At 75.1% G+C, this 22,591-nt stretch carries 16 protein-coding genes; 13 read left to right on the top strand and 3 right to left on the bottom strand.

Annotated features, from left to right (window positions below):
• Positions 1–294: 294 nt before the first annotated feature.
• Positions 295–2,490, bottom strand: coding sequence for a RecQ family ATP-dependent DNA helicase (locus ACIRD3_RS31180; RefSeq protein ID WP_402223299.1), 2,196 nt, complete (start codon positions 2,488–2,490; stop codon positions 295–297).
• A gap of 229 nt (positions 2,491–2,719) precedes the next feature.
• Here ACIRD3_RS31180 and ACIRD3_RS31175 point away from each other — a divergent pair, with 229 nt between their 5' ends.
• Positions 2,720–4,096, top strand: coding sequence for a DUF4192 domain-containing protein (locus ACIRD3_RS31175; protein WP_402223297.1), 1,377 nt, complete (start codon positions 2,720–2,722; stop codon positions 4,094–4,096).
• 222 nt (positions 4,097–4,318) lie between these two features.
• On the opposite strand, the gene ACIRD3_RS31170 is transcribed toward ACIRD3_RS31175, so the two are convergent.
• On the bottom strand, positions 4,319–5,632 hold the full coding sequence (locus tag ACIRD3_RS31170; protein WP_402223296.1) for an alpha/beta fold hydrolase: 1,314 nt from the start codon (positions 5,630–5,632) through the stop codon (positions 4,319–4,321).
• Between the two features lie 764 nt (positions 5,633–6,396).
• On the opposite strand from ACIRD3_RS31170, the gene ACIRD3_RS31165 reads away from it, so the two are divergent.
• The 8 genes from ACIRD3_RS31165 to ACIRD3_RS31130 all read left to right on the top strand — a co-directional run bounded on the left by ACIRD3_RS31165 (position 6,397) and on the right by ACIRD3_RS31130 (position 16,877).
• Complete coding sequence (locus ACIRD3_RS31165; RefSeq protein ID WP_402223385.1) at positions 6,397–8,520, top strand: glycogen debranching N-terminal domain-containing protein; 2,124 nt, start codon at positions 6,397–6,399, stop codon at positions 8,518–8,520.
• Between the two features lie 168 nt (positions 8,521–8,688).
• Positions 8,689–9,447 carry an NUDIX domain-containing protein gene (locus tag ACIRD3_RS31160; protein ID WP_402223295.1) on the top strand — a complete coding sequence of 253 codons (759 nt, stop codon included), beginning with the start codon at positions 8,689–8,691 and terminating at the stop codon, positions 9,445–9,447.
• Positions 9,448–9,652: 205 nt separating this feature from the next.
• Entirely contained in the window at positions 9,653–9,931 is a 279-nt protein-coding gene (locus ACIRD3_RS31155) for a hypothetical protein (RefSeq protein WP_402223293.1), read from the top strand.
• A 250-nt stretch (positions 9,932–10,181) separates the two neighbouring features.
• Positions 10,182–11,696, top strand: coding sequence for an ATP-binding cassette domain-containing protein (locus tag ACIRD3_RS31150; RefSeq protein WP_402223291.1), 1,515 nt, complete (start codon positions 10,182–10,184; stop codon positions 11,694–11,696).
• 3 nt (positions 11,697–11,699) lie between these two features.
• Complete coding sequence (locus tag ACIRD3_RS31145; protein WP_402223289.1) at positions 11,700–12,605, top strand: hypothetical protein; 906 nt, start codon at positions 11,700–11,702, stop codon at positions 12,603–12,605.
• Between the two features lie 126 nt (positions 12,606–12,731).
• Positions 12,732–13,664: a FadR/GntR family transcriptional regulator gene (locus tag ACIRD3_RS31140; protein WP_402223287.1), complete on the top strand. Its 933-nt coding sequence runs from the start codon at positions 12,732–12,734 to the stop codon at positions 13,662–13,664.
• Positions 13,665–14,132: 468 nt separating this feature from the next.
• A complete protein-coding gene (locus tag ACIRD3_RS31135) occupies positions 14,133–15,785 on the top strand; it encodes an RNA polymerase sigma factor (protein WP_402223285.1) in 1,653 nt (550 codons plus the stop codon).
• Positions 15,786–16,079: 294 nt separating this feature from the next.
• Positions 16,080–16,877: a S1 family peptidase gene (locus ACIRD3_RS31130; protein ID WP_402223384.1), complete on the top strand. Its 798-nt coding sequence runs from the start codon at positions 16,080–16,082 to the stop codon at positions 16,875–16,877.
• 223 nt (positions 16,878–17,100) lie between these two features.
• Here ACIRD3_RS31130 and ACIRD3_RS31125 read toward each other — a convergent pair whose 3' ends face one another.
• Positions 17,101–17,331, bottom strand: coding sequence for a hypothetical protein (locus ACIRD3_RS31125; protein WP_238863936.1), 231 nt, complete (start codon positions 17,329–17,331; stop codon positions 17,101–17,103).
• Positions 17,332–17,868: 537 nt separating this feature from the next.
• Here ACIRD3_RS31125 and ACIRD3_RS31120 point away from each other — a divergent pair.
• The 4 genes from ACIRD3_RS31120 to ACIRD3_RS31105 all read left to right on the top strand — a co-directional run bounded on the left by ACIRD3_RS31120 (position 17,869) and on the right by ACIRD3_RS31105 (position 22,541).
• Positions 17,869–19,980: a type IIA DNA topoisomerase subunit B gene (locus ACIRD3_RS31120; protein ID WP_402223283.1), complete on the top strand. Its 2,112-nt coding sequence runs from the start codon at positions 17,869–17,871 to the stop codon at positions 19,978–19,980.
• Positions 19,981–20,134: 154 nt separating this feature from the next.
• Entirely contained in the window at positions 20,135–20,620 is a 486-nt protein-coding gene (locus tag ACIRD3_RS31115) for a DUF1453 domain-containing protein (RefSeq protein ID WP_402223281.1), read from the top strand.
• Between the two features lie 71 nt (positions 20,621–20,691).
• Positions 20,692–21,852, top strand: coding sequence for a sensor histidine kinase (locus ACIRD3_RS31110; RefSeq protein ID WP_402223279.1), 1,161 nt, complete (start codon positions 20,692–20,694; stop codon positions 21,850–21,852).
• A complete protein-coding gene (locus ACIRD3_RS31105; RefSeq protein ID WP_402223277.1) occupies positions 21,849–22,541 on the top strand; it encodes a response regulator in 693 nt (230 codons plus the stop codon). The genes ACIRD3_RS31110 and ACIRD3_RS31105 overlap by 4 nt, the downstream gene beginning before the upstream one ends.
• The last annotated feature ends 50 nt before the right edge of the window (positions 22,542–22,591 follow it).

Raw genomic sequence — 22,591 nt, 5'->3', positions numbered from 1 at the left:
GGGTACCCCCCGATTCTCGGGGCATCGGGGGCGGAGCGGCAACGATGAAATGATGAACGCCACCCGAAAGCCCATGGTCTGCCGGATATGTTCCACCGGGGGCCGAGTACCGCCCGAGCGCTTCCGGGCTTTGATCCGCAATGCGTGGAGCGCGAGGCGGGTCGTCAATGGCGCATTGACCACTCCTTTCTCCGGGCCGGTTGGGCCGTGTGATCGAAGTCGCTTCGCTTGATCCCTTCCGTTAGGCCATTCGAGTGAAGGCCGCCGTCCTCTCGACGGCCCTCCCCCCTCCCGTCACCCCTGCACGGCGAGCACCAGCGGCAGCACCGCGCTCGCCCCGGCCCGGCGCAGCAGCCGGGCGGCCACGGTGACCGTCCAGCCGGAGTCGACGAGGTCGTCCACCAGCAGCACCGGACCACCGGCGGCCGCGACCGCCTGCTCCACCTCCGGCGGCAGGGTCAGCGCCCCGGCCAGCGAGTGCAGCCGTTGGGCGCTGTTGCTGCGGGCCCCGTGCGGCGGCAGCCCGCCCGCGTACTCGATCCGGCCGAGCAGCGGCAGCCGGCCGATCTCGGCGATCCGCGCGCCGAGGCTGCCGACCAGCTGGGGGCGGGACGAGGAGGCCATGGTCACCACGCCGACCGGCCGCTCCAGCCGGGTGCCCTCCGTCGTCGCGGGCCCGGCCCAGCCGCCCGGTCCGCGCGCCCAGTCCGCGAGCACCGCCACCAGCGCGTCCACCGCCTCGCCGGGCACCGGCACGTCCGGCGCCTGCTCGGCCAGCAGGGTGCGCAGCCGGTTGCCCCAGCCGATGTCGGACAGCCGGCCGAGCGCCCGGCCGGTCTCGGCCTGCTCGCCCGCGGGGATCCTGCCCTTGAGCGGAACCCCGAGCGCCTCCATCCCGGTCGGCCAGAGCCGGCGCGGCTCGAAGGTCACGCCCGGGCGCCCCAGCGCGGCCCGGGCGGCGGCCAGCGCCTCGGCGGAGACCTCCGGGGTGTGCAGCGGCCCCGCGCAGTTGTCGCACCGCCCGCACGGCGCGGCCTGGTCGTCGTCCAGCTGCCGGCGCAGGAACTCCATCCGGCAGCCGGTGGCCGCCGCATACTCGCGCATCGCCCGCTGTTCCGCCTCCCGGGAGGCGGCGACCTTGGCGTAGCGGGCGGTGTCGTACGCCCAGCTCTGCCCGGTGGCCGTCCAGCCGCCCTTGACCCGGCGGACGGCGCCGTCCACGTCCAGCACCTTGAGCATGGTCTCCAGCCGGGCCCGGCGCAGGTCCACGCGCGGCTCCAGGGCGGCGGTGGAGAGCGGGCGGCCGGCCTCGGCCAGCGCGTCGATGGTGCGGCGCACCTGCTCCTCCGGGGGGAAGGCCAGCGAGGCGAAGTAGCGCCAGATCGCCTCGTCCTCGCGGCCGGGCAGCAGCAGCACCTCCGCCCGGTCCACACCGCGCCCGGCCCGGCCGACCTGCTGGTAGTAGGCGATCGGCGAGCTGGGCGAGCCGAGGTGCACGACGAAGCCGAGGTCCGGCTTGTCGAAGCCCATGCCGAGCGCGGAGGTGGCGACGAGGGCCTTGACCCGGTTGGCCAGCAGGTCGGCCTCGGCGGTGCGGCGCTCGGCGTCCTCGGTGCGGCCGGAGTAGGAGGCCACCGGGAAACCGCGCTCGCGCAGGAAGGCCGTCACCTCCTCGGCCGCGGCCACCGTCAGGGTGTAGACGATGCCCGAGCCGGGGAGCCGGTCGAGGTGGTCGGCCAGCCAGGCGAGCCGGTGCGCCGGGTCGGGCAGCGCCAGCACGCCCAGGGTGAGGCTCTCCCGGTCCAGCGGTCCGCGCAGCACCAGCGCGTGCTCGTCGGAGCTGCCGGTGCCGAGCTGCTCGGCGACGTCCGCGGTGACCCGGGCGTTGGCGGTGGCGGTGGTGGCCAGCACCGGGACGCCGGGCGGCAGCTCGGCGAGCATGGTGCGCAGCCGGCGGTAGTCGGGCCGGAAGTCGTGCCCCCAGTCCGAGATGCAGTGGGCCTCGTCGACCACCAGCAGGCCGGTGGAGGCGGCGAGCTTGGGCAGCACCTGGTCGCGGAAGTCCGGGTTGTTCAGCCGCTCGGGGCTGACCAGCAGGATGTCGACCTTCCCGGCGGCGACCTCGGCCTGGATCTCGTCCCACTCGTCGGTGTTGGCGGAATTGATGGTGCGCGCGTGGATGCCGGCCCGGGCCGCCGAGTCCACCTGGTTGCGCATCAGGGCGAGCAGCGGCGAGACGATCACGGTGGGCCCGGCGCCGCGGGCCCGGAGCAGGGCGGTGGAGATGAAGTAGACCGCGGACTTCCCCCAGCCGGTGCGCTGGACGACCAGGGCGCGGCGGTGGTCGACCACGAGGGCCTCGATGGCCGTCCACTGGTCCTCGCGCAGGACGGCGCCGGGGCCGGCGAGCTCGCGCAGGACGGCCTCGGCCCGGGCCCGGACCTCGGCGCGGTCGGCGGTGGCGGTGGTGTGGGTGTCGGGCTGCTGCATGGCGTCCATGTAACCCCGTGCCGCCGACAAGCGGCGAATGCCGGGGGTCGGGGAGAAGGGGAAGGCCGGATGTATTTCATCCGCTGGTCCGCTGAACGGAGCTCAAAATCCACTCCACGGAAGGAGTTTCGCTTGCTCCGAATGAGTGAGGAGCGCTTCGGAGGCGGAGTTATCCACAGAAAAAAGTCGGTTTCGGCGCCGTTCGCGGATTGCGTCCACTCTTGCGGTCATGAACGCCATGAACAACGAACACGTCATTCTGTCCCTCGGCCCGGCCTCCGAGCACCGGCCGGTCGTCCTGCGCGGTCCGGCCGACATGGCCGAGCTGCTGCCCTACCTGCTGGGGTTCTACCCCGACGACAGCATCGTCGCCGTCGGCCTGCAGGGCCCCGACCTGCGCCAGGGCGGGGTGATCCGGGCGGACCTGCCGGACTCGCCCGCCCAGTGGCCGGCCGCCGCCGAGGAGACGGCCGCCCTGCTGGTGGCCCTCGCCGAGCGGCACGGCGGCCGGCCGCTCCAGGTGCTCCTCTACCTCTGCCAGGATCCCGGCGCACCGCACGCCCCGCCGGTGGTGGACGGCCTGCGGCCGCTGGCCGACGACCTGAGGGCGGCCTTCGGGCGCCGGGGCGTCGCCGTCAAGGAGTCGCTGTGCGTCTCGGGCGGCCGCTGGTGGTCCTTCCTCTGCCGCGGCACGGGGTGCTGCGATCCGGCGGGCAACCCGGTGCGGCGCGGCCCCGATCCGGGCCCGGCGGCGGCCGCCGCGACGGTGGCCGGCCTGGTGCCGCGCGGCAGCCGGAAGGCGATCATCGGCGGGCTGGTCCCGATCGGGCCGCCGGAGGACGCCGCCCAGCGCGGGGCGCTCGCCCGGGCCGAGGCGGTCGCGGGCGCCCTCTCCCGGGAGCAGGGCATCGGGCTGCTCGACCAGGCGGTCGCCGAGTTCGCGGCCGGTGCCCGGGAGCTGGACCCGGACCGGACGGCCCTGCTGCTGTTCGCCCTGCGGGACCGGACCGTCCGGGACCGCGGCGTCGAGTACGTCCGGCCCGCCGAGCTGGCTCCCGCCGAGCGGCTCTGGCGCTTCCTCGCCCGCCGCGCCGTGCCGCCGTACGAGAGCTGCGCGGTGGCCCCGCTCACCCTGCTCGCCTGGGCCTCCTGGGTCGCCGGGGACACGGCGACGACCCGGGTCGTGCTCGGGCACGTCCTGAGCCTCGCCCCGGACTACCTGCTGGCCGAGCTGCTCCACGAGTCGCTCAACGACGGCATGACGCCCGCGGCGCTGCTGGCCGCCGTGGACGCCCAGCGGCGGCGGCGCGAACAGCGGCCGCCGGCGTCGGCCCCGGCCGGCGATCCGCCGTCCGCCGACGACCCGCCGTCCGTCGACGCCCCGTCCACCGACGGGGTGCCGCCCGCCGACCCGCCGTCCGCCGCGGCCCCGCCGACCCGCCGTCCGCCGCGGCCCCGCCGCCCGGCCCTCCGGCGGGCGACGCCGCCGACGAGAGCTCCGGCCGCTCCTCCGGCGGGCGCCGTCGGCGCCGGGGCGGCCGCCGGAAGGGCGCGCCCACGGCGCCCGCGCAGGCACCGGCCGATCCCGGTCCGGTCGCCCTGCTGACCGCGGCCGGACGGGCCGTGGCGGAGCGGGCCCCGACGCCCGGGAGCGCCCGCTCGGCCGGGGAGCGGTCGGCCCGGGGCCTGCGGCTCGGCCGAGCGGCGTGCGCGCCCGCCGCGTCCCGCCCCGGGAGCGGCCCGCACCGCTGCCGCGGGGTCCGGCGGGCGGCGAGGGGAGGCCGTCGTGCCCACTGAGCCACCCGCCGCCGCACCGGCCCGTCGGCTGCTACGCCTCGCCGTGCGCCATCGCGATCAGGCGGTCCAGCACCGCGCGGCCGCTCACCCGCAGGCCGTCGTGCTCCCACTCGTTGGTGATCCAGGTCCGCAGGCCGCGCACCGCGCGCGCGGTCTCCAGCGAGTCGGCGGTGTCCACGTACATGTCGTCGTGGTACACCGCCGCCACGACCGGCACGCTGTTGGCGGCCAGCCGTGCCCGGTCGTACAGGTCGGGCCAGTCGGTACGGGCGGCGAGCAGCTCGGCGGTCTCCTTCAGCGGGCGCAGCGCCGGGTCGGTGTCGAACATCCAGGGGTAGATCATCTCCCCGGTGAACAGCACCGGTGCGTCGGACTCCAGCGCGGCCCGGGCGTCGAACTGCGGGAACTCCTTGCGGAGCCGCTCGGCCGACCAGGCGGTGCCGCCCTGGTCCACCGACCGCTGGCCGTAGATCGACTCGTGCAGCACCGCGTACAGCGGGCCGCCCGCGAAGGAGAGCTGGGCCTGGGCGCCGGCCAGGAAGGTGTCGGAGAGCTCCGGCCCGGCCGCCCCCTCCACCCAGGCCTCCTCCAGCAGGTAGTGCAGGGTGCCGGAGCCGCTCCCGCCGCCGAGCAGCAGACCGAGGGCCTGGAACGCCTCGACGGTGAGCACCCCGCCGTCCGGCAGGGTCGCGGGGGAGTCCGCGAGGTGGGCGGCGATCCGCCGCACCGCCTCGACGTCCTGCGGGTACCGGGCGTAGTGGTCCTCGTTCTTGCGGACCACCCGCGGGTAGGCGGCGCGGTAGACGTCGTCCGCGGAGCTGCCGAGGCCGGCCAGGCCACCGGTGATGAAGGCCTCGGTCAGGCCCTCGGGGGCGACGGAGAGGTAGGTGAGGGTGCAGAAGCCGCCGAAGCTCTGGCCGAGCACGCTCCAGCGCCGGTCGGCGCCGAGCAGCCTGGTGCGGATCAGCTCGGCGTCCCGGACGATCGAGTCCGCGCGGAAGTGGGCCAGGTAGTCGGCCTGTTCCCGCGCGCCGCCCCGGCGGGCGAGGGTCTGGCGGGTGGCGGGCGTGGAGCGCCCGGTGCCGCGCTGGTCGAGCAGGAGCACCCGGTAGTCGTCCAGGGCGCGGTCCAGCCAGGAGTCCCGGCCGAGCGGGCGGGCGGCCTTGCCGCCGGGCCCGCCCTGGAGGAAGAGCAGCCAGGGCAGGTCGTCCCGCTCGCGGCCCGCGGCCACCACCTCGCGGGCGTACACCTCGATCTGCTCGCCCTGCGGGGCGGCGTGGTCGAGGGGGACCTGGAACACGTGGTCGGTGGCGACAATCCCGGGCAGCCGGCTGATGGTGGACATGCAACTCCTCGGTCTCTGCTGGTCACAGCGCTGGCGTCGCGGTTCACGGGGTCACCGGGTGCGGGGCCGCGACCCCCGCACCGTATCCTGGCGGCGGTCGAGCGCCGGTTCGACCGCCATCGGCCGCGGGGTCGGGCGGCGGACACCGGCCGGAGCCACTGCGAGGCACGTCGGCGGACGGCCCGGGAGGCGCGGATCCGGGCCGGGCCGCAGACGACGACGGGCCTGCGGCGAGCCCCCGGCGGGCGCCCCGGCGGAGACGGCGCGACCGCCCGGCAGGGCCGGTCCCGACCGGCGGCGGACGCGCCGGGGCGTGACCTGGCGGCCGTGCGCGGCGTTCACCCCGGGGGCCCTGTGCCCGGGCGGGGTCCGACCGGCGGCGCGGTACCCGGCGGCCCCGGCCGCCGAAGGCGTTCGGCCGGGCGCGGCACCGGAGCCCGGTCGCCGCCAGGGCCGACCGGCCCGACGGGCGAGGGCCACGGGGGCGGGGCGTCACGGGCGGGCCTGGCCACCGGACCTGACGGGCCGTACCGGGCAGCGCGGAAGGCCCGACGCGAACGCGGGGCGGCGGTACCGGACCGGTACCGGGCACCGCTTGGCACGACCCGGCACCGGGTACGGCCAGACACGGCACACCAACGGCACACCAGCCGACGGGGCACCCCGCCGGCCCGGCACCATCAGCACGCGATCGAGCACGCTCGCGGCCCACCGGCCTGACCCGGCCACCGGACCGCCGAGGGGAGGAGAGTCCGGTGACCGCCATGAGGCCACCACAGGCCATGCCGGCCGAGAGCGTGCTCGGCGCGCCGAGACCGGTCGGGCGTCCCGACCAGGTCCCGCCGACCGGCCCCGGGGGCGCCCCCGCCGGCCCGGGGCGCCCCGCGGTCCCGCCGCGCCCGCAACCGCCCGCCGTCCACCACGCGGTGATCTGCGTCAACGCCCCGGCGATGGCCGCCTCCGGTCCCGACGGCCAGCTGCGCGGCCACGGTCTGCACGGCTTCTACCGCAACGGCGTCCGGGCGCTCGCCCGGATGGAGCTGCGGCTGGGCGGCATGGAGCCGCTCCCGCTCCAGGGCGCCCTGACCAGCACCGCCCAGGCCCGCTTCCTCGGCGCCGTCCGCCTCCCCGGCGACCTCGACCCGGACCCGGCGCTCACCGTCGAGCGGCTGCGCCACGCGGACGGCGTGGAGACCGTGGTCGTGCGCAACACCGGCTCGCGGCCGGCCCGGCTGCCGCTGGAGATCGCCGTCGGCACCGACCTCGGACCGGTCGCCGAGATCGCCGCCGGACACCGCCCGCCCGACCTGCCGGGCCAGGTGCAGTCCGCCGGGCTGCGCTGGACGGGCCCAGTGCACAGCGCCGTGGTCAGCGCCAAGCCCTCCCCGCACGCCGTGCTGGCCGGCGCCGGGGTGCTCCGCTGGGACCTGGAGGTCCAGCCCGGCGCCCGCTGGTCGGTCGAGCTGCGCACCGAACTGGAGGGCGTCGCCACCGGCCCGCGTCCGCCCGGCGGCCGCGGCACCGGCGTCCCGTTGCCCTGGTCCGAGCCGGAGGTCCGCAGCGACGACTCCCGGGCCGCCCCGCTGGTCTCCCGCTCCCTGGACGCCCTCGGCGCCCTGCTGTTCGCCGATCCGGACCGCCCGACCGACCTCTACCCGGCGTCCGGAGCGCCCTGGCGCTTCGGCCTCGCCCCGGCCGACGCGCTCTGGGGGGCCCGGCTGACCCTGCCGCTCGGCACCCGGCTGGCCGCCGGCACCCTCCGGGCGCTGGCCCGCCGTCAGCAGCTCACCGCCGCCCCGGGCCGCACCGAGGGCCTGCTGCCCGGCGCCCTGCGGCACGGCGGCCCGGAACTGCCGCCCACCTGCACCGCGACCGAGGCCACCCTGCTGTTCGTCACCGTGCTGGCCGAGTCCTGGCGCTGGGGCCTGCCGCGCTCGGAGGTCGCCGAGCTGCTCCCGGCCGCCGAGCGGGCCCTGGCCGCCCTGCGCGACGGCCTGGTGGACGGCTTCGTCACCGACCTGAGCCGTCCCGCCGAGGAGCGCTCCGCGCACCCGGTCGCCGCCCGCGCCGAGGTCCAGGCGCAGGCCCACCGCGCCGCGCTGCACGGCGCCGAGCTGCTGGAGGCCTTCGGCCGCCCGGGCGCCGAGGGCTGGCGGAGCTGGGCGGCCGGGCTGCGCGGACGCTTCCGCGAGCGGTTCTGGATCGACGACCTCTCCGGCGGCCGCCCCGCCGCCGGTCTGGGCCCTGGCGGACAGCCGCTGCCCGCCGTCGCCTCCTCCCTGGTGCACCTGCTGGACACCGGGCTCGCCGCCGACGGCGAGCGGCACGAGGGCCTGCTGGACCGCGAGCAGACCCGGCTGCTCGCCCAGCGCCTGGTCGCGCCGGAGCTGGACAGCGGCTGGGGCCTGCGCACCCTCAGCGCGAAGTCCCCCCGCTTCAACCCGCTGGGGCACCGCGGTGGCGCCGTACGGGTCCACGAGACCGCGCTGGCCATCGCCGGACTGGCCGAGGCCGGTCACGAGAACGAGGCCGGCACCCTGCTGGAGGGCCTGCTCGCCGCGGCCGCCCACTTCGAGGGACGGCTGCCGGAGATGTACGCGGGGGAGCAGCGCACCCCCGGCTGTCCGCCGGTGCCGCACCCGGCCGCCTGCCGCCCGGCGGCGGTCTCGGCGGCCGGCGCCGCGCACGCGGTGTTCGCCCTGGCCGGGGTCCGGCCCGACGTCCCGGGCGGCCGGGTCCTGGTCCGGCCGGCCAGCACGGCGCCGCTCGGCGAGCTGGAGCTGACCGGGCTGCGGGTCGCGGGCGAGCCCTTCTCCGTCCGGGTGAGCCGGATCGGCGTGGCGATGGTGGAGGAGGCGTCCGCGGACCTGCAGCTCGTCGCCCGCTGAGGCGACCGCGCGGCCCACACCGCTCCGGTGGCAGCCCCCGCCGACGGCAGCGGACCCGGGCCCCGCCCGCCCGTGCGCGAACCGTGCCGGGCGGGCGGGCCACCGGGCTCGCGCGGTCCCCGCGCAAGGCCTGTGCTTATCGTCAGAGAGACGACTATGATCGTCGCCATGTCGCGTTACGATCCGTCCGCCTTCCCGCCGTTCGCCGTCACGGTTGACCTGGTGGTGCTGACGGTGCGCGACCACTCGCTCTGCGCCCTCCTGGTGAGACGGGGCGAGCCGCCGTTCCAGGGGTACTGGGCCCTGCCCGGGGGCTTCGTCCGCCCGGACGAGGGACTGGCCGAGGCCGCCTCCCGCGAGCTGGCCGAGGAGACCGGCCTGCGCGCGCACTCGGCGCCGGGCCACGAGGCGGTCGGCCCCGGCGCGGCCGGAGCGCACCTGGAGCAGCTCGCCACCTACGGCCATCCGCAGCGCGACCCCCGGATGCGGGTGGTCAGCGTCGCCTACCTGGTGCTCGCCCCCGATCTGCCGACCCCCCGGGCCGGCGGCGACGCCAGCAGCGCCCGCTGGGCGCCGGTCGGCGAACTCCTCGGCGACAACCCGGCCGACGGCGTCCCGCTCGCCTTCGACCACGGGCTGATCCTCGCCGACGGCGTGGAGCGCGCCCGGTCCAAGATCGAGTACTCCTCCCTCGCGACCGCCTTCTGCCCGACCGAGTTCACCGTCGGCGAGCTGCGCCGGGTCTACGAGGCGGTCTGGGGCGTGGTGCTGGACCCCCGGAACTTCCACCGCAAGGTCACCGGCACCCCGGGCTTCCTGCTGCCCTCCGGCGGCACGACGACCCGTCAGGGCGGCCGCCCGGCCCAGCTGTTCACCGCCGGGGGCGCGACCGTCCTGAACCCGCCGATGCTCCGGCCGGAGTCCTGAGGCCCCACCGGACGGGACCGGAGCCCGCACCCCCGCGGCGCCTCGACGCGCCGCACTCGCACGCGCGTCCGCGCGCCGCGTGGAGGCCCGACCCCGCGCGGCCGAACGGGCCGGCCCGGCTGCGGCGGCTCCGGCGTCGGCGCAGAGTGTCGGTGGACGCTTCGGCCGCCGGGCCGAAGGCCTTCCGGACCCCAGGAGCCCCGTGATGGCCCTCAAGGACCGCGCGAACCGGCGACTCCTCATCGAGGGGCTGGCGGCCGACTACAGGAGCCTCGACGCGACCACCACGGCCACGGAGGAGGAGCTGGCCGCGCTGGAGGCCGGGCCGGCCGCGCCCGAGTCGGTCGCCGCCGTGCAGGAGCGGCTGGCGGCCGAGCACGAGCAACTGGGGCAGCTCGCGCTCGAGGGCCGGGCCGCCGTCGACGGGTTCCGGGCGGTCTGCGGAGGCGAGGAGCTCCCGCCGCTGCCCTGGCCGCCCGGCTAGCCGCGGCGAGCGCAGGGCGACGTGGGGCCGTGCCCATCACCCCGGAACGGCCGGTCCCGTGAATCGCAGGATCGGATTGTCCCCTGATCGGGTGAGGTGGGCAGCCGGCGGGCCCGCGCCGTTCCCGCAATGCCCGGAATAGCCCTCACCGCCCCCTAATGTGCTGGCGCGGAGCCGTCCGGGCGCAGGCCCGCCCGTCAGGGGCGCTCCGCGTCGAGCAGGTCGGCCGAGGGCATGGGAGCAGCCAGCGATGATCCAGATCACCGGACTGACCAAGGTCTACCGCAAGGGCGCCCCACCCGCGGTACTGGATCTCACCTTCGACGCCCGGCCGGGCATGGTGACCGTGCTGCTCGGCGCCGAGGGCGCAGGCAAGTCCACCGCGCTGCGGCTGATGCTCGAGCTCGAACGCGGCCAGGGCGTCACGCTGTTCGACGGTCACCCGTACCGCCGCCTGCGCCGTCCCGAGCGCGAGGTCGGCGTGCTGCTCCCCGGGCCGGGCGAGGGCGCGGCCGGGCACCCGGGCCGCAGGGCGCGCGGCCATCTGCGGATGCTCGCCGCGGCCGTCGGCGCCCCCGCCCGGCGGGCCGACGAACTGCTGGAGCAGACCCGGCTGGCGGCTGTCGCCGGGCAGCGGCTGCGCACCTTCTCACCCGGCATGCACCGCCGGCTGGCGCTGGCCGCCGCCCTGCTCGGCGACCCCGGCACGCTCCTGCTGGACGCGCCGACCGAGGGGCTGTCGCCGCGCAACGTCGAGTGGTTCCACTCCTTCCTGCGCTCGTTCGGCGTCGCCGGGGGCACGGTCCTGGTGACCACCCGCACCCCGCAGGAGGCCTCGCAGCTCGCGGACCGGGTCATCACCCTGGACCGCGGGCGGCTGGTGGCCGACCAGCCGGTCACGGAGTTCCGCCGGACCAGGCTCAGCCCCGAAGTCGCCGTCCGGGGGCCGCAGATGGCGCGGCTGGCTGACCTGCTGGTCGGCCAGGGCGCCGAGGTCCGCCGGGACGGCAGCGTGGGCCTCGCGGTGGCCGGGATCGACCGCACCGAGATCGGCGAACTCGCCTACCGGCACGGGATCCTGCTGCACGAACTGGCCGACCGGGTGGTCGAGCAGCCCGTACCCCGGGCCGTCCTGCCGACGCCGTCGGGCCGCTCCGGCGGGCTGCTGGTCCGCCCGGTGGCGGACGCCGTACCTGGCCCCGCGCCGAGCGCCGAAGCGGACCCCGGAACGGCCTCCCCCCAGGTCCCCGGGCCCGCCCGCCCCTCCGCCGTCGAACCCTCCGCGACAGAGCCCTCCGCGACGGAGGCCGCCGTCGCCGAACCCGCCGAGCCGGCCGGCGGTGAGTCGGCCGTCGACCCCGACGCCCAAGTCACCACCCGGCAGAGCCGGGTGCCGCGCCCCCAGGACGACGCGTCCCTGCCCACCCGCGCCCTGCCCGTCGCCGTGGTCGCGGCGGCCCTCCCCGTCCTCGCCGGCCCCACACGTGGGGCCGGCTCCGCCCGCTCCGCCCGACCCGGCCCGACCGCCGAGCGCGCCGGTACCGCCGGTACCGCCGGTACCGCCGAGCCGGCGCCCACCGTCGCCGTCGACCGGCTGTTCCGCGACGACCCGGCCCCGGCGGAGGAGACGGTCCGGCCCGAACCCCCGGGCCGCCGGAAGACCGCCGACCTGCTCACCGACGACACCGTCCGCCTCCGCCGCCTCACCTCGGGCGCGACCGCCGCCCCGGCCCCCGCCACCCCCGACGACCACCGGAGCGAGTGAACCGTGCGTGACCTGGCCTACGAGCTGCGCCGGCTGCGCGGCCTGCGTTCCACCTGGCTGCTGCTGGCCGCCGTCCTGCTCGGCGACGCGGCGGTGGCCGCCGTCCTGGCGAGCCAGACCCCGGACGGCCCGCTGGCCGCCCCCGCCGGGGTGCGGCTGCTGACCGCCGCCGTCCCGCTGATCCCGCTGCCGTTCGCCGCCCTCGGCGCCGGCGTGCTGGGCGCGCTCTCCTACGGCCACGAGGTGCGCCATCCCGGGCTGCCGGCCTCGCTGGTGTCCTACCCGCGCCGGGTGCGGTTGCTGCTGGCCAAGCTGCTGGTGGTCGGCCCGGTGGCGGCGCTGCTGGCGCTGGCCACCCTGGTCCTGGACACGGCGGCCGTGCACCTCGCGCTGCCGGACGGGGTGACGGTCGCGGCCTGGGCGGAGCCCGCCGCGCTGTCGGCCCGGGTGTCCGAGGCGGTGACCGGCGCCGGGCTGTCCGGGCTGTCCGACCTGCCGGGCGGCTTCGCCCCGCTCGGGCTGGTGGCCGGCCACGGCGTGCCGGCCGCCCTGCTGGCGTTCGTCCTGCTGGCGGTCGTGGCCGCCTGGACCGGGGTGCTGACCGCCGCGCTGACCCGCAGCGCCGCGGCCGGGGTGCTGCTGCTGTGCGCGCTGCCGCCGGTGCTGGAGTCCGGTGTCGCCCTGCTGCTGCGCCGGACCGGCCGGCCGTGGCCGGTGCGCGCGGCCGAACTGCTGCCGTTCCAGTCCGGCATCGAGTGGGCCTACGGCTGGGTGTACGGCGGAGCGCACGGGGCGGCGGCCGGGAGCGCGGCGCTGACGGACCCGATGCTGCTCGCGGCGGTCGCGGCCCCCGCAGCCGTCCTGCTGCTCGCCGTCCTGCTCGTCCAGGCCCGCCGCAGGACGCTGTAGGGCCCGCCGCGGCGGGCCGCGGGGCGGGCGCTGCCCGAAGTACCAAGATCGACCAGCAGTGACCGTAATGAGCGGTTCTTCCTGATAAGAAGTCAATTATCCAGTCACGGTCGATCACCCTTTCGTGTGCTTTTCACGAGAATTCTCAAGCCGCGCCTGCCGATCGCCGACAAAGGAGGCGTGAGTACCCTTGCGCACCCCCCCATGACCCCCGCCCGTTCCGCCGATGGGCCCATCCACGGCTCCGGCGATCTGGACCGCTTCTCGTACGCCGACCGGCCGACCCCGCCCGCGCCCCGCTGGGAGGGCGCCGAGTCCGACATCGGCCGGGTCGGCCGCAAGACCACCAGCAGCCGCGGCCGCGGTCTGCACGGCCAGCTGGTCCAGCAGCTCGGCCAGATGATCGTCTCCGGCGACCTCGGCGCCGACCGTCCGCTGGTGCCGGAGGAGATCGGCCAGCGCTTCGAGGTCTCCCGGACCGTCGTCCGCGAGTCGCTGCGCGTGCTGGAGGCCAAGGGCCTGGTCAGCGCCCGGCCGAACGTCGGCACCCGGGTCCGCCCGGTCGGTGACTGGAACCTGCTGGACCCGGACATCATCGAGTGGCGCGCCTTCGGCCCGCAGCGGGACGAGCAGCGCCGGGAGCTGTTCGAGCTCCGCTGGGCGATCGAGCCGCTGGCCGCCCGGCTGGCCGCCGGTCACGGCCGGGAGGACGTCCAGCAGCGGCTGGTCGAGCTGGTCGAGATCATGGGCCACGCCGCCGCCCAGGCCGACCTGTCCACCTACACCCGGGCGGACGCCGAGCTGCACGGCCTGGTCCTGCAGATGGCCGGCAACCGGATGCTGGAGCACCTGTCCGGGATCGTCGCCTGCGCCCTGCAGGTCTCGGGCGGCCCGGCGATCTCCTGCGAGCGGCCCTCCGAGTCCTCGGTCAGCCTGCACGCCCGGCTGGTCGACGCCCTGGGAGCCGGCGACGGCGCCGCGGGCGAGGTCGCGATGCGGGCGCTGCTCACCGTCCACCCCGAGATCGAGCCCTCCGTCCCCGCCCCCCGGGAGCACTGAGCGGGCTGTTCTCGACGAGCGGAGGCGCCGGGCCCAGGTGGCCCGCTCCGCCCGGGCCCTCCGGCCGCACCGCGCGGCGCAGCCGGGGGGCTTCCGCATGCGGACGGTCCCTCCGGGGGAGCGTCCGCGCCGGCTCCGGCGACCGCCCTGGTCATGACAACGACTTCGCCGTGAGTGCGCGATGATGGAATCCGGCCCGTGGCCGCAGGCGCCGAGTGGTGTGACCCGCGACACGAAGGCCATGCGTAACACTTGACGAGTAGCAGCGATGTGTCCTGAGCGGGAGCAGCTCCGGAATACTCCAACATGTCAGAATGCTGTGTTGGTCCGCGGCGCTGCTGCCGTCCTGCAAACCCAGTCCTCAAGCCCGAGTCGGTCGGAATCGACACCGCGCGCCCGACGCGCGATCTCTTTCCCCGCCCTCTCGGGCGGCCGGTACGGGTTCGAGTCCACTCATCGTCCGAGAGGTTGTTCGTGTCGGCCAGCACATCCCGTTCGCTTCCCCCCGAGATCGCCGAGTCCGCGGCTCTGCTGGCGCTCATCGAGCGGGGCAAGGCCCAGGGGCAGATCGCCGGTGACGACGTGCGCCAGGCGTTCGAGGCGGACCAGATCCCGGTCACCAAGTGGAAGAACGTCATGCGCAGCCTCAACCAGGTGCTGATTGAGGAGGGGGTGGACCTCATGGTCAGCGCGGCCGAACCGGCCGGCGCCAAGCGCAAGAGCGTTGCTGCCAAGAGCCCCACCAAGCGCACCGCCACCAAGGCTGTCACCACCCGGACCCCGGCCGCCCCGTCGGCCCCGACCAAGCCGCCCGTGCGGATCGCCCCCGGTGCCCCCGTCGCGGCTCCGGCCGTCGCGGCCGCCGCCGCGGCCCCGGCCCCCACCGTCTCCGCCGAGATCACCGTCGAGGAGACGGCCGCCGTCGTCACCGAGGTGAAGGCGGTCGCGGCGAAGAAGGCCGCCCCGGCCAAGAAGGCCGCGGCCAAGAAGACCGCCGCGCCGGCCAAGAAGGCCGCCGCCAAGAAGACCACCACCGCCAAGGCCGCCAAGGGCGGCGAGGAGGAGCTGCTCGGCGAGGAGGAGCTGCTCGAGGACGTGGCTCTGCCGGGCGACAAGGCCGAGGCCGAGGGTCCGGAGGAGGAGTCGGAGGGCTTCGTCCTCTCCGACGACGACGAGGACGACGCGCCGGCCCAGCAGGTCGCCGTCGCCGGTGCCACCGCCGACCCGGTCAAGGACTACCTGAAGCAGATCGGCAAGGTCCCGCTGCTCAACGCCGAGCAGGAGGTCGAGCTCGCCAAGCGCATCGAGGCCGGCCTGTTCGCCGAGGACAAGCTCTCGGCCGCCGACAAGCTCGCCCCCAAGCTCAAGCGCGAGCTGGAGATCATCGCCGAGGACGGCCGCCGGGCCAAGAACCACCTGCTGGAGGCCAACCTCCGTCTGGTGGTCTCGCTGGCCAAGCGCTACACCGGCCGCGGCATGCTCTTCCTGGACCTGATCCAGGAGGGCAACCTGGGTCTGATCCGCGCGGTCGAGAAGTTCGACTACACCAAGGGCTACAAGTTCTCGACCTACGCCACCTGGTGGATCCGCCAGGCGATCACCCGCGCCATGGCCGACCAGGCCCGCACCATCCGCATCCCGGTGCACATGGTCGAGGTCATCAACAAGCTGGCCCGTGTCCAGCGCCAGATGCTCCAGGACCTGGGCCGCGAGCCCACCCCGGAGGAGCTGGCCAAGGAACTCGACATGACCCCCGAGAAGGTCATCGAGGTCCAGAAGTACGGCCGCGAGCCGATCTCGCTGCACACCCCGCTGGGCGAGGACGGCGACAGCGAGTTCGGTGACCTGATCGAGGACTCCGAGGCGGTCGTCCCGGCCGACGCGGTCTCCTTCACCCTGCTCCAGGAGCAGCTGCACTCGGTGCTGGACACCCTGTCCGAGCGCGAGGCGGGCGTGGTCTCGATGCGCTTCGGCCTGACCGACGGTCAGCCGAAGACGCTCGACGAGATCGGCAAGGTGTACGGGGTCACCCGTGAGCGCATCCGCCAGATCGAGTCGAAGACCATGTCGAAGCTGCGGCACCCGTCGCGTTCCCAGGTGCTGCGCGACTACCTGGACTGATCGACAGCGATCGTCGCGGCGAAGGCCCGGAGCCGTACGGCTCCGGGCCTTCGCGGCTGTTCGGGCCCGGGTGCGTCAGCGTCCGGGTGGCGGTTGTCGCTCGTCCGGGTGGCGGCGTGGCGGGAAGTGGTCGCGCAGCGTAGTTGATCACCTACGCTGTGCCGGTTGCCTGCTGCCGAGCCTTCTGGAGTCACGGTGCCGACCGACCCGGACCGCACTGACCTGCCGATCCCCGCCGAGCCCCGGACGGGCCCGGTCGTCGCCCGGGCGAACCGCCGCCGCCGGGCCGCCGTCCTGGCACTGCTCGCCGCCGCGCCCGTTCCGCTGGTCGCCTTCGGGACGGCGGCGCCGGCCGCGGCGCAGCGCCGAGTGGTCGGCGGCAGCGCCGCGAGCACCGTCGACCACCCGTGGATCGTGGCGCTGGCCAGCCGCCCGCAGTTCGGCAGCGGCCGTTCCGGCCAGTTCTGCGGGGGTGCGCTGGTCAGCCCGACCAAGGTGGTCACGGCCGCGCACTGCTTCTACGACGAGGCCAAGGGCCGGGTGGACCGGCCGGGCCTCAAGGTGATCGTCGGCCGGGACGACATGCGCGGCACCTCCGGCCGGGAGGTGGTGGTGCGGTCGGTCTGGATCCACCCCGACTACTCCTTCGCCGCCAACATGAACGACGTCGCGGTGCTCACCCTCGGCGAGTCCCAGGGCTCCCGGCCTGTGGTCGAGCTGGTGGGGCAGGGCGAGACGGCGCCGTACGCGGCCGGGAACACGGCGCAGGTGTACGGCTGGGGCGACACCAGCGGGCGGGGGGACTACTCACCCGTGCTGCGCGGCGTGGACGTGTCGATCGTCCCGGACCAGACCTGTGCGCACGCCTACCCCGGCGGGCAGGACGGCAAGTTCGACGCCCGGGGCATGGTCTGCGCGGGCGAGGAGAAGGGCGGCAAGGACGCCTGCCAGGGCGACAGCGGTGGTCCGCTGATCGTCGGCGGCCGACTGGTCGGCCTGGTGTCCTGGGGTACGGGCTGCGCCGAGGCGGCCCACCCGGGCGTCTACACGCGGGTGTCCTCGGTCTCGGACGCGGTGCGCTCGGTGCTGTGAGCGCGGGAGCACCCACGGTGAGAGTCGCGGTGCGTGCTGCGGCCGTCACGTTCTGACGCCGCGTCTGGCCGCCGCGGCCCGCCCGGGTCGAACGCGGGGGAACCGTCCCGAGAACAGCAGAGCCGGGCGACCGGCCCCCGAAGGGGTTGGTCGCCCGGCTCCCCGGTCGCGCGCGGTGCGCGACCGGACACAGCTCGACGCTGGCTGCTGGTGGCGCCCGGGATCAGCGCTCGTCGTCGGTGGCCGTCGCGGTGGTGCTGGTGAGCCGGCCGCTCTCGTCCTGTATCTCCACGGCGATCTTCTTGAGCTCGGGCTCGAACTTCCGGCCGTGGTGGGCGCAGAAGAGCAGCTCTCCGCCGCTGGCGAGTACGACGCGCAGGTAGGCCTGGGCGCCGCAGCGGTCGCAGCGGTCAGCCGCGGTGAGCGGGCTCGCAGGTGTCAGAACAGTAGTCACGTCGCCTCTTCTCTAGCTCGACGAGCTGTCGTACCAGGGTCAACATCCAACCAGGCCGAAAACGTTCCCGCTCGTGGCTTTTCTTCTCTGAGGATTCTGCTGTGTTGATGAGGACGTGCCCCGGGGGCCGGTGGTTCATGCGTGCCGAATCCCGGGATCCGCCCCCGGCTCGAACGCCCGATCGGGATCGGGTTCGAGGTCCGCGTAGCATAATCCTCTGCCGGGTTGGAGCATAAGCCCCGTCCCGGGCCCCGGTAGCCTGCATAACGGCAGTTCCGGAGCCTGCGCCGGGCCCCACGATCCGCCAGGACCGGTGCTACCGGGAGGAGATGGCGCCCCCAAGGCCCACACCCGGGCGCGGTGGTTGTTCGCGCAGCGCGTACAAGCTGCGCGGGACCTGCCCGTCGTGCTGTGCACCCGACGGAGGGGTGCGGGCACGCAGGGCGACGGATGTCGGTGCGGCGTGCTGCACTGGCGTTTGATCCGGATCCGTCCGGATGTGACCGATGAGACAGACTTCACCGAGGAGAGTGCCGCGTGAGTGCCGAAACGACCGTGCCGTCCGCGCTGCTGGCCGGCGACGACGGTTCCAACTACACCGCGCGGCACCTGCTCGTCCTGGAGGGGCTGGAGGCGGTCCGCAAGCGCCCCGGCATGTACATCGGCTCGACCGACAGCCGCGGCCTGATGCACTGCCTCTGGGAGATCATCGACAACTCCGTCGACGAGGCGCTCGGCGGCCACTGCGACCGCATCGACGTCGTGCTGCACCCGGACTCCTCGGTCGAGGTGCGTGACAACGGGCGCGGCATCCCGGTGGACGTCGAGCCCAAGACCGGCCTGTCCGGCGTCGAGGTCGTGATGACCAAGCTGCACGCCGGCGGAAAGTTCGGCGGCGGCTCCTACGCGGCCTCCGGCGGTCTGCACGGCGTCGGCGCCTCGGTCGTCAACGCGCTCTCCGCCCGGCTGGACGTCGAGGTCGACCGCGGCGGCCACACCCACGCCATCAGCTTCCGCCGCGGCACCCCCGGCATCTTCACCGAGACCAGCCCGGACGCGCCCTTCGAGCCCGCCAACGGCCTGACCAAGACCCGCAAGGTGCCGAAGACCCGGACCGGCACCCGGATCCGCTACTGGGCGGACCGGCAGATCTTCCTCAAGGACGCCAAGCTCTCCCTGGAGACGCTGCACAGCCGCGCCCGGCAGACCGCCTTCCTCGTCCCCGGCCTGACCATCGTCGTGCGTGACGAGCGGCTCACCGAGAGCGAGCAGATCGAGGAAACGGTCTTCCGCTACGACGGCGGCATCGCCGAGTTCTGCGAGTTCCTGGCGCCCGACAAGCCGGTCTGCGACGTGCTGCGGCTGCGCGGCGAGGGCACCTTCAAGGAGACCGTGCCGGTCCTCGACGAGCTCGGCCACATGACGCCCACCGAGGTCACCCGCCACCTCGGCGTGGACATCGCGCTGCGCTGGGGCGCCGGCTACGACACCACCCTGCGCTCCTTCGTCAACATCATCGCCACCCCCAAGGGCGGCACCCACGTCACCGGCTTCGAGCGCTCGCTGGCCAAGACCGTCAACGAGGCGCTGCGCGCGAGCAAGCTGCTGCGCGTCGCCGAGGACGACATCACCAAGGACGACGCCACCGAGGGCCTCACCGCCGTCGTCACCGTCCGGCTCGCCGAGCCGCAGTTCGAGGGCCAGACCAAGGAGGTGCTCGGCACCTCGGCGGCCAACCGGATCGTCGCGGCCGTCGTCGCCAAGGAGCTCAAGGCCTTCCTCACCTCGGCCAAGAAGGACGAGAAGCTGCAGGCGCGGGCCGTGCTCGAGAAGGTCGTCGCGGCCGCCCGCACCCGCGTCGCCGCCCGTCAGCACAAGGAGGCCCAGCGCCGTAAGACGGCACTGGAGACCAGCTCGCTGCCCGCCAAGCTGGCCGACTGCCGCAGCGACGACGTCGACCGCAGCGAACTGTTCATCGTCGAGGGGGACTCCGCGCTCGGCACCGCCAAGCTCGCCCGCAACTCCGAGTTCCAGGCGCTGCTGCCGATCCGCGGCAAGATCCTCAACGTGCAGAAGGCCTCGGTGAGCGACATGCTCAAGAACGCCGAGTGCGCCGCGATCATCCAGGTGATAGGGGCCGGTTCGGGCCGCACCTTCGACATCGACCAGGCCCGCTACGGCCGCGTCATCTTCATGGCCGACGCCGACGTCGACGGCTCGCACATCCGCACCCTGCTGCTCACCCTCTTCCACCGCTACATGCGGCCGATGGTCGAGCAGGGGCGGGTCTTCGCCGCCGTGCCGCCGCTGCACCGGATCGAGCTCACCAACCCCAAGCGCGGCCAGGAGAAGTACCACTACACCTACTCCGACGCGGAACTGCGCTCCACCCTGCTGGAGTTCCAGCGCAAGGGGCTGCGCTGGAAGGACCCGGTGCAGCGCTACAAGGGCCTGGGCGAGATGGACGCCGACCAGCTGGCCGAGACCACCATGGACCCGCGCCACCGCACGCTGCGCCGGATCAACCTGGGCGACCTGGAGCAGGCCGAGAAGATCTTCGACCTGCTGATGGGCAACGACGTCGCCCCGCGCAAGGAGTTCATCGTGGACTCGGCGGCCACCCTGGACCGTTCCCGCATCGACGCCTGACGCCGGCCGTCCGCGCGGGCCCTCCACCCACGGGTGGAGGGCCCGCGCTCTTTCGTTTCCACCCGAGGTCCACCCCGGCTCCGATCAGCGGGAACGCCGCGGTCCGTAGCGTCGGAGAGGTCAGCAGAAGCCTTCCGTCGGGACGGAGATCCCCATGAGCGCCATCGCCAACCTCCTCGTGATCGCCGTGGCGGTGGTCGTGGTGGTCCAGCGCCAGATGCGTGTGCAGCGACTGGACACCGAGCGCCGCTTCTGGCTGCTGCCGCTGATCCTGGGCGCGCTCGCGCTGCGGGACCCGCAGATCATCGACCACCAGCACACCGGAGTCTCGGTGGCCCTGCTGGCCGCCGGACTGGTCACGGTGCTCGCCATGGGCTCGGTCTGGGGCTGGACCGTCCGGCTCTGGCGGGACGCCGACGGCGCCGTGCTGGCCAAGGGCACCAAGGCCACGATGGCCGCCTGGGGTGGGATGATCGCCGTCCGGGTCGGCCTGTACGGGATCGGCTCGGCGCTGCACGTCCACCAGTCGGGCAGCTCGCTGATGCTGGGCATGGCGGTCATGCTGCTGGTCCGCTCGCTCGTGGTGAACTGGCGGGCCCGGATGCTGGAGCCCGCCGGGCGGACCGCCGCGGTGCGGTGACCCCCGTCGACGGACCGCAGCGATCCACCACCGGTGAGCCCTGGGCCGCCGTGAGCACCGAGGAGGCACCCGTGGCCGGGTGGTACTGGACCCGCTGGCCGTCCCGCGAGGGGCTGGAGCGCGAGGCCGAGAGCCGGCCGCGGCGGGTCCTCACCGTGTTCGGCCGGACCGTCCTGCTGGCCGTCGTCGGCTGGGGGACCTTCTCCGACGGCAAGTACGCCGGCTGGGCGGCGGCGGCCGCGGCCGCGGGGCTGGTCGCGGCCGTCGCGCTCTGCGCGCTGTACCTGCGCGCCACCCGGGAGCAGCACCTGGCGGCCTCCTGCCTGCTGGCCGCCGCCCTGGTCGGCGGCGGCTGGCTCGCCGACTGCGGGCGGGCCTACACGCTGGCCGACTTCCTCTGGATCGGGCTGGCCGTCACGGTGCTGATCCGGCTGCCGCCCGCGCCCGCCGCGCTCGCCGCCGCGGCCGCGCTGGGCTCGTACACGGCGGCCTCCCCGGCGAGCTGGCTCAGCGTCTCCGCCACCGTCGGGGGTTCCGTCCTGGTCGGCTTCCTGCTGCGGTTGGACAGCGAGGCGCGCGGCACCGCCCGCCGACTGCTGGTCCAGGAGCGGGCCGCCCGGGCGGCCGAGGCGGAGAGCGCGGCGCTCGCCGAACGCGCCAGGATCGCCCGGGAGATCCACGACGTGCTCGCGCACAGCCTCTCCGCGCAGCTGGTCCACCTGGAGGCGGCCCGGCTGATGCTGGAGCGGGACACCGACCGCGAGCAGATCCGCGAACGGGTCGTCGCCGCCCGCCGGATGGCGCAGGACGGGCTGGCGGAGACCCGGCAGGCGCTGTCCGCGCTGCGCGGCGAGTTCACCCCGGTCGGGGAGTTCCTGGTGGAGCTGACCGGTCGGGAGCACGCCCCGCTCACCGTCACCGGTACGCCCCGACCGCTGGCCGCCGAGGCCGGGTTGGCGGTGCGGCGCACCGCGCAGGAGGCGGTGACCAACGTCCGCAAGCACGCGCCGGGCGCCCGGTGCTCGGTCGAACTGCGCTACCTGGACGACGTGGTGGAGCTGGAGGTGCGCAACACCCGGCCGCCGCGCGGTGAGTCCGCCGGGGAACTGGCGGCCAGCGGCAGCGGGTACGGTCTGCTGGGAATGCGCGAACGCGCGGAACTGCTCGGCGGCACACTGCTGGCGGGCCCGGAGGACGGAGGGTGGCGCGTGCTGCTGCGGGTGCCGGCATGACGGCGGCGGTCACCAGGGTGCTGGTCGCCGACGACCAGACGGTGGTGCGCGAGGGCATCGTGATGCTGCTGGGGCTGCTGCCCGGCATCGAGGTGGTCGGTGCGGCCGGGGACGGCGAGGAGGCCGTCGCCCTGGTGGAGCGGCATCACCCGGACGTGGTGCTGATGGATCTGCGGATGCCGCGGGTGGACGGCGTGGAGGCCACCCGGCGGATCAGGGCCGCCCACCCGGAGACCGAGGTCGTGGTGCTCACCACCTACGCCGACGACGAATCGCTGTTCCCGGCGCTGCAGGCCGGGGCGCGCGGCTACCTCACCAAGGACGCCGGCGGCGAGGAGATCGCCAAGGCCATCGCGGACGTCCGCGCGGGTGCGGCCGGGCTCTCCCCGCAGGTCCAACTACGGCTGCTGGAAAGGCTGTCGGAGCATCCCGGCCGGTCCGGGCCGGTCGCCCAGCGCCCCGCCGTCCGGCCGGGGGAACTGCCCGACGGGCTGACCGTCCGGGAGGCCGAGGTGCTGGCGCTGATCGCCGAGGGGCTCTCCAACGCCGAGATCGCCCAGCGGCTGTTCGTCAGCCAGGCCACCGTGAAGACGCACATCAACAACCTGTTCGCCAAGACGGCGGTACGGGACCGGGCTCAGGCGGTCGCGTACGCGTTCCGGCACGGAATCACCGGTACGCAGCAGTAGTCGGATGAGTGCCTGTCGGATGATCGACCACCTCATCGAGTGAAGGTATC

Origin of the sequence: Kitasatospora sp. NPDC093550 (assembly GCF_044764985.1) — a bacterium.
Lineage (GTDB): Bacteria > Actinomycetota > Actinomycetes > Streptomycetales > Streptomycetaceae > Kitasatospora.
This window is presented reverse-complemented; position numbering and strand designations above follow the sequence as displayed.

Bases quoted from the DNA above. Each gene is read 5' to 3' on its own strand.
- ACIRD3_RS31180 (WP_402223299.1), bottom strand. From the start codon at position 2,490: ATGCAGCAGCCCGACACCCACACCACCGCCACCGCCGACCGCGCCGAG.
- ACIRD3_RS31175 (WP_402223297.1), top strand. From the start codon at position 2,720: ATGAACGCCATGAACAACGAACACGTCATTCTGTCCCTCGGCCCGGCC.
- ACIRD3_RS31170 (WP_402223296.1), bottom strand. From the start codon at position 5,632: ATGTCCACCATCAGCCGGCTGCCCGGGATTGTCGCCACCGACCACGTG.
- ACIRD3_RS31165 (WP_402223385.1), top strand. From the start codon at position 6,397: ATGAGGCCACCACAGGCCATGCCGGCCGAGAGCGTGCTCGGCGCGCCG.
- ACIRD3_RS31160 (WP_402223295.1), top strand. From the start codon at position 8,689: ATGTCGCGTTACGATCCGTCCGCCTTCCCGCCGTTCGCCGTCACGGTT.
- ACIRD3_RS31155 (WP_402223293.1), top strand. From the start codon at position 9,653: ATGGCCCTCAAGGACCGCGCGAACCGGCGACTCCTCATCGAGGGGCTG.
- ACIRD3_RS31150 (WP_402223291.1), top strand. From the start codon at position 10,182: ATGATCCAGATCACCGGACTGACCAAGGTCTACCGCAAGGGCGCCCCA.
- ACIRD3_RS31115 (WP_402223281.1), top strand. From the start codon at position 20,135: ATGAGCGCCATCGCCAACCTCCTCGTGATCGCCGTGGCGGTGGTCGTG.
- ACIRD3_RS31105 (WP_402223277.1), top strand. From the start codon at position 21,849: ATGACGGCGGCGGTCACCAGGGTGCTGGTCGCCGACGACCAGACGGTG.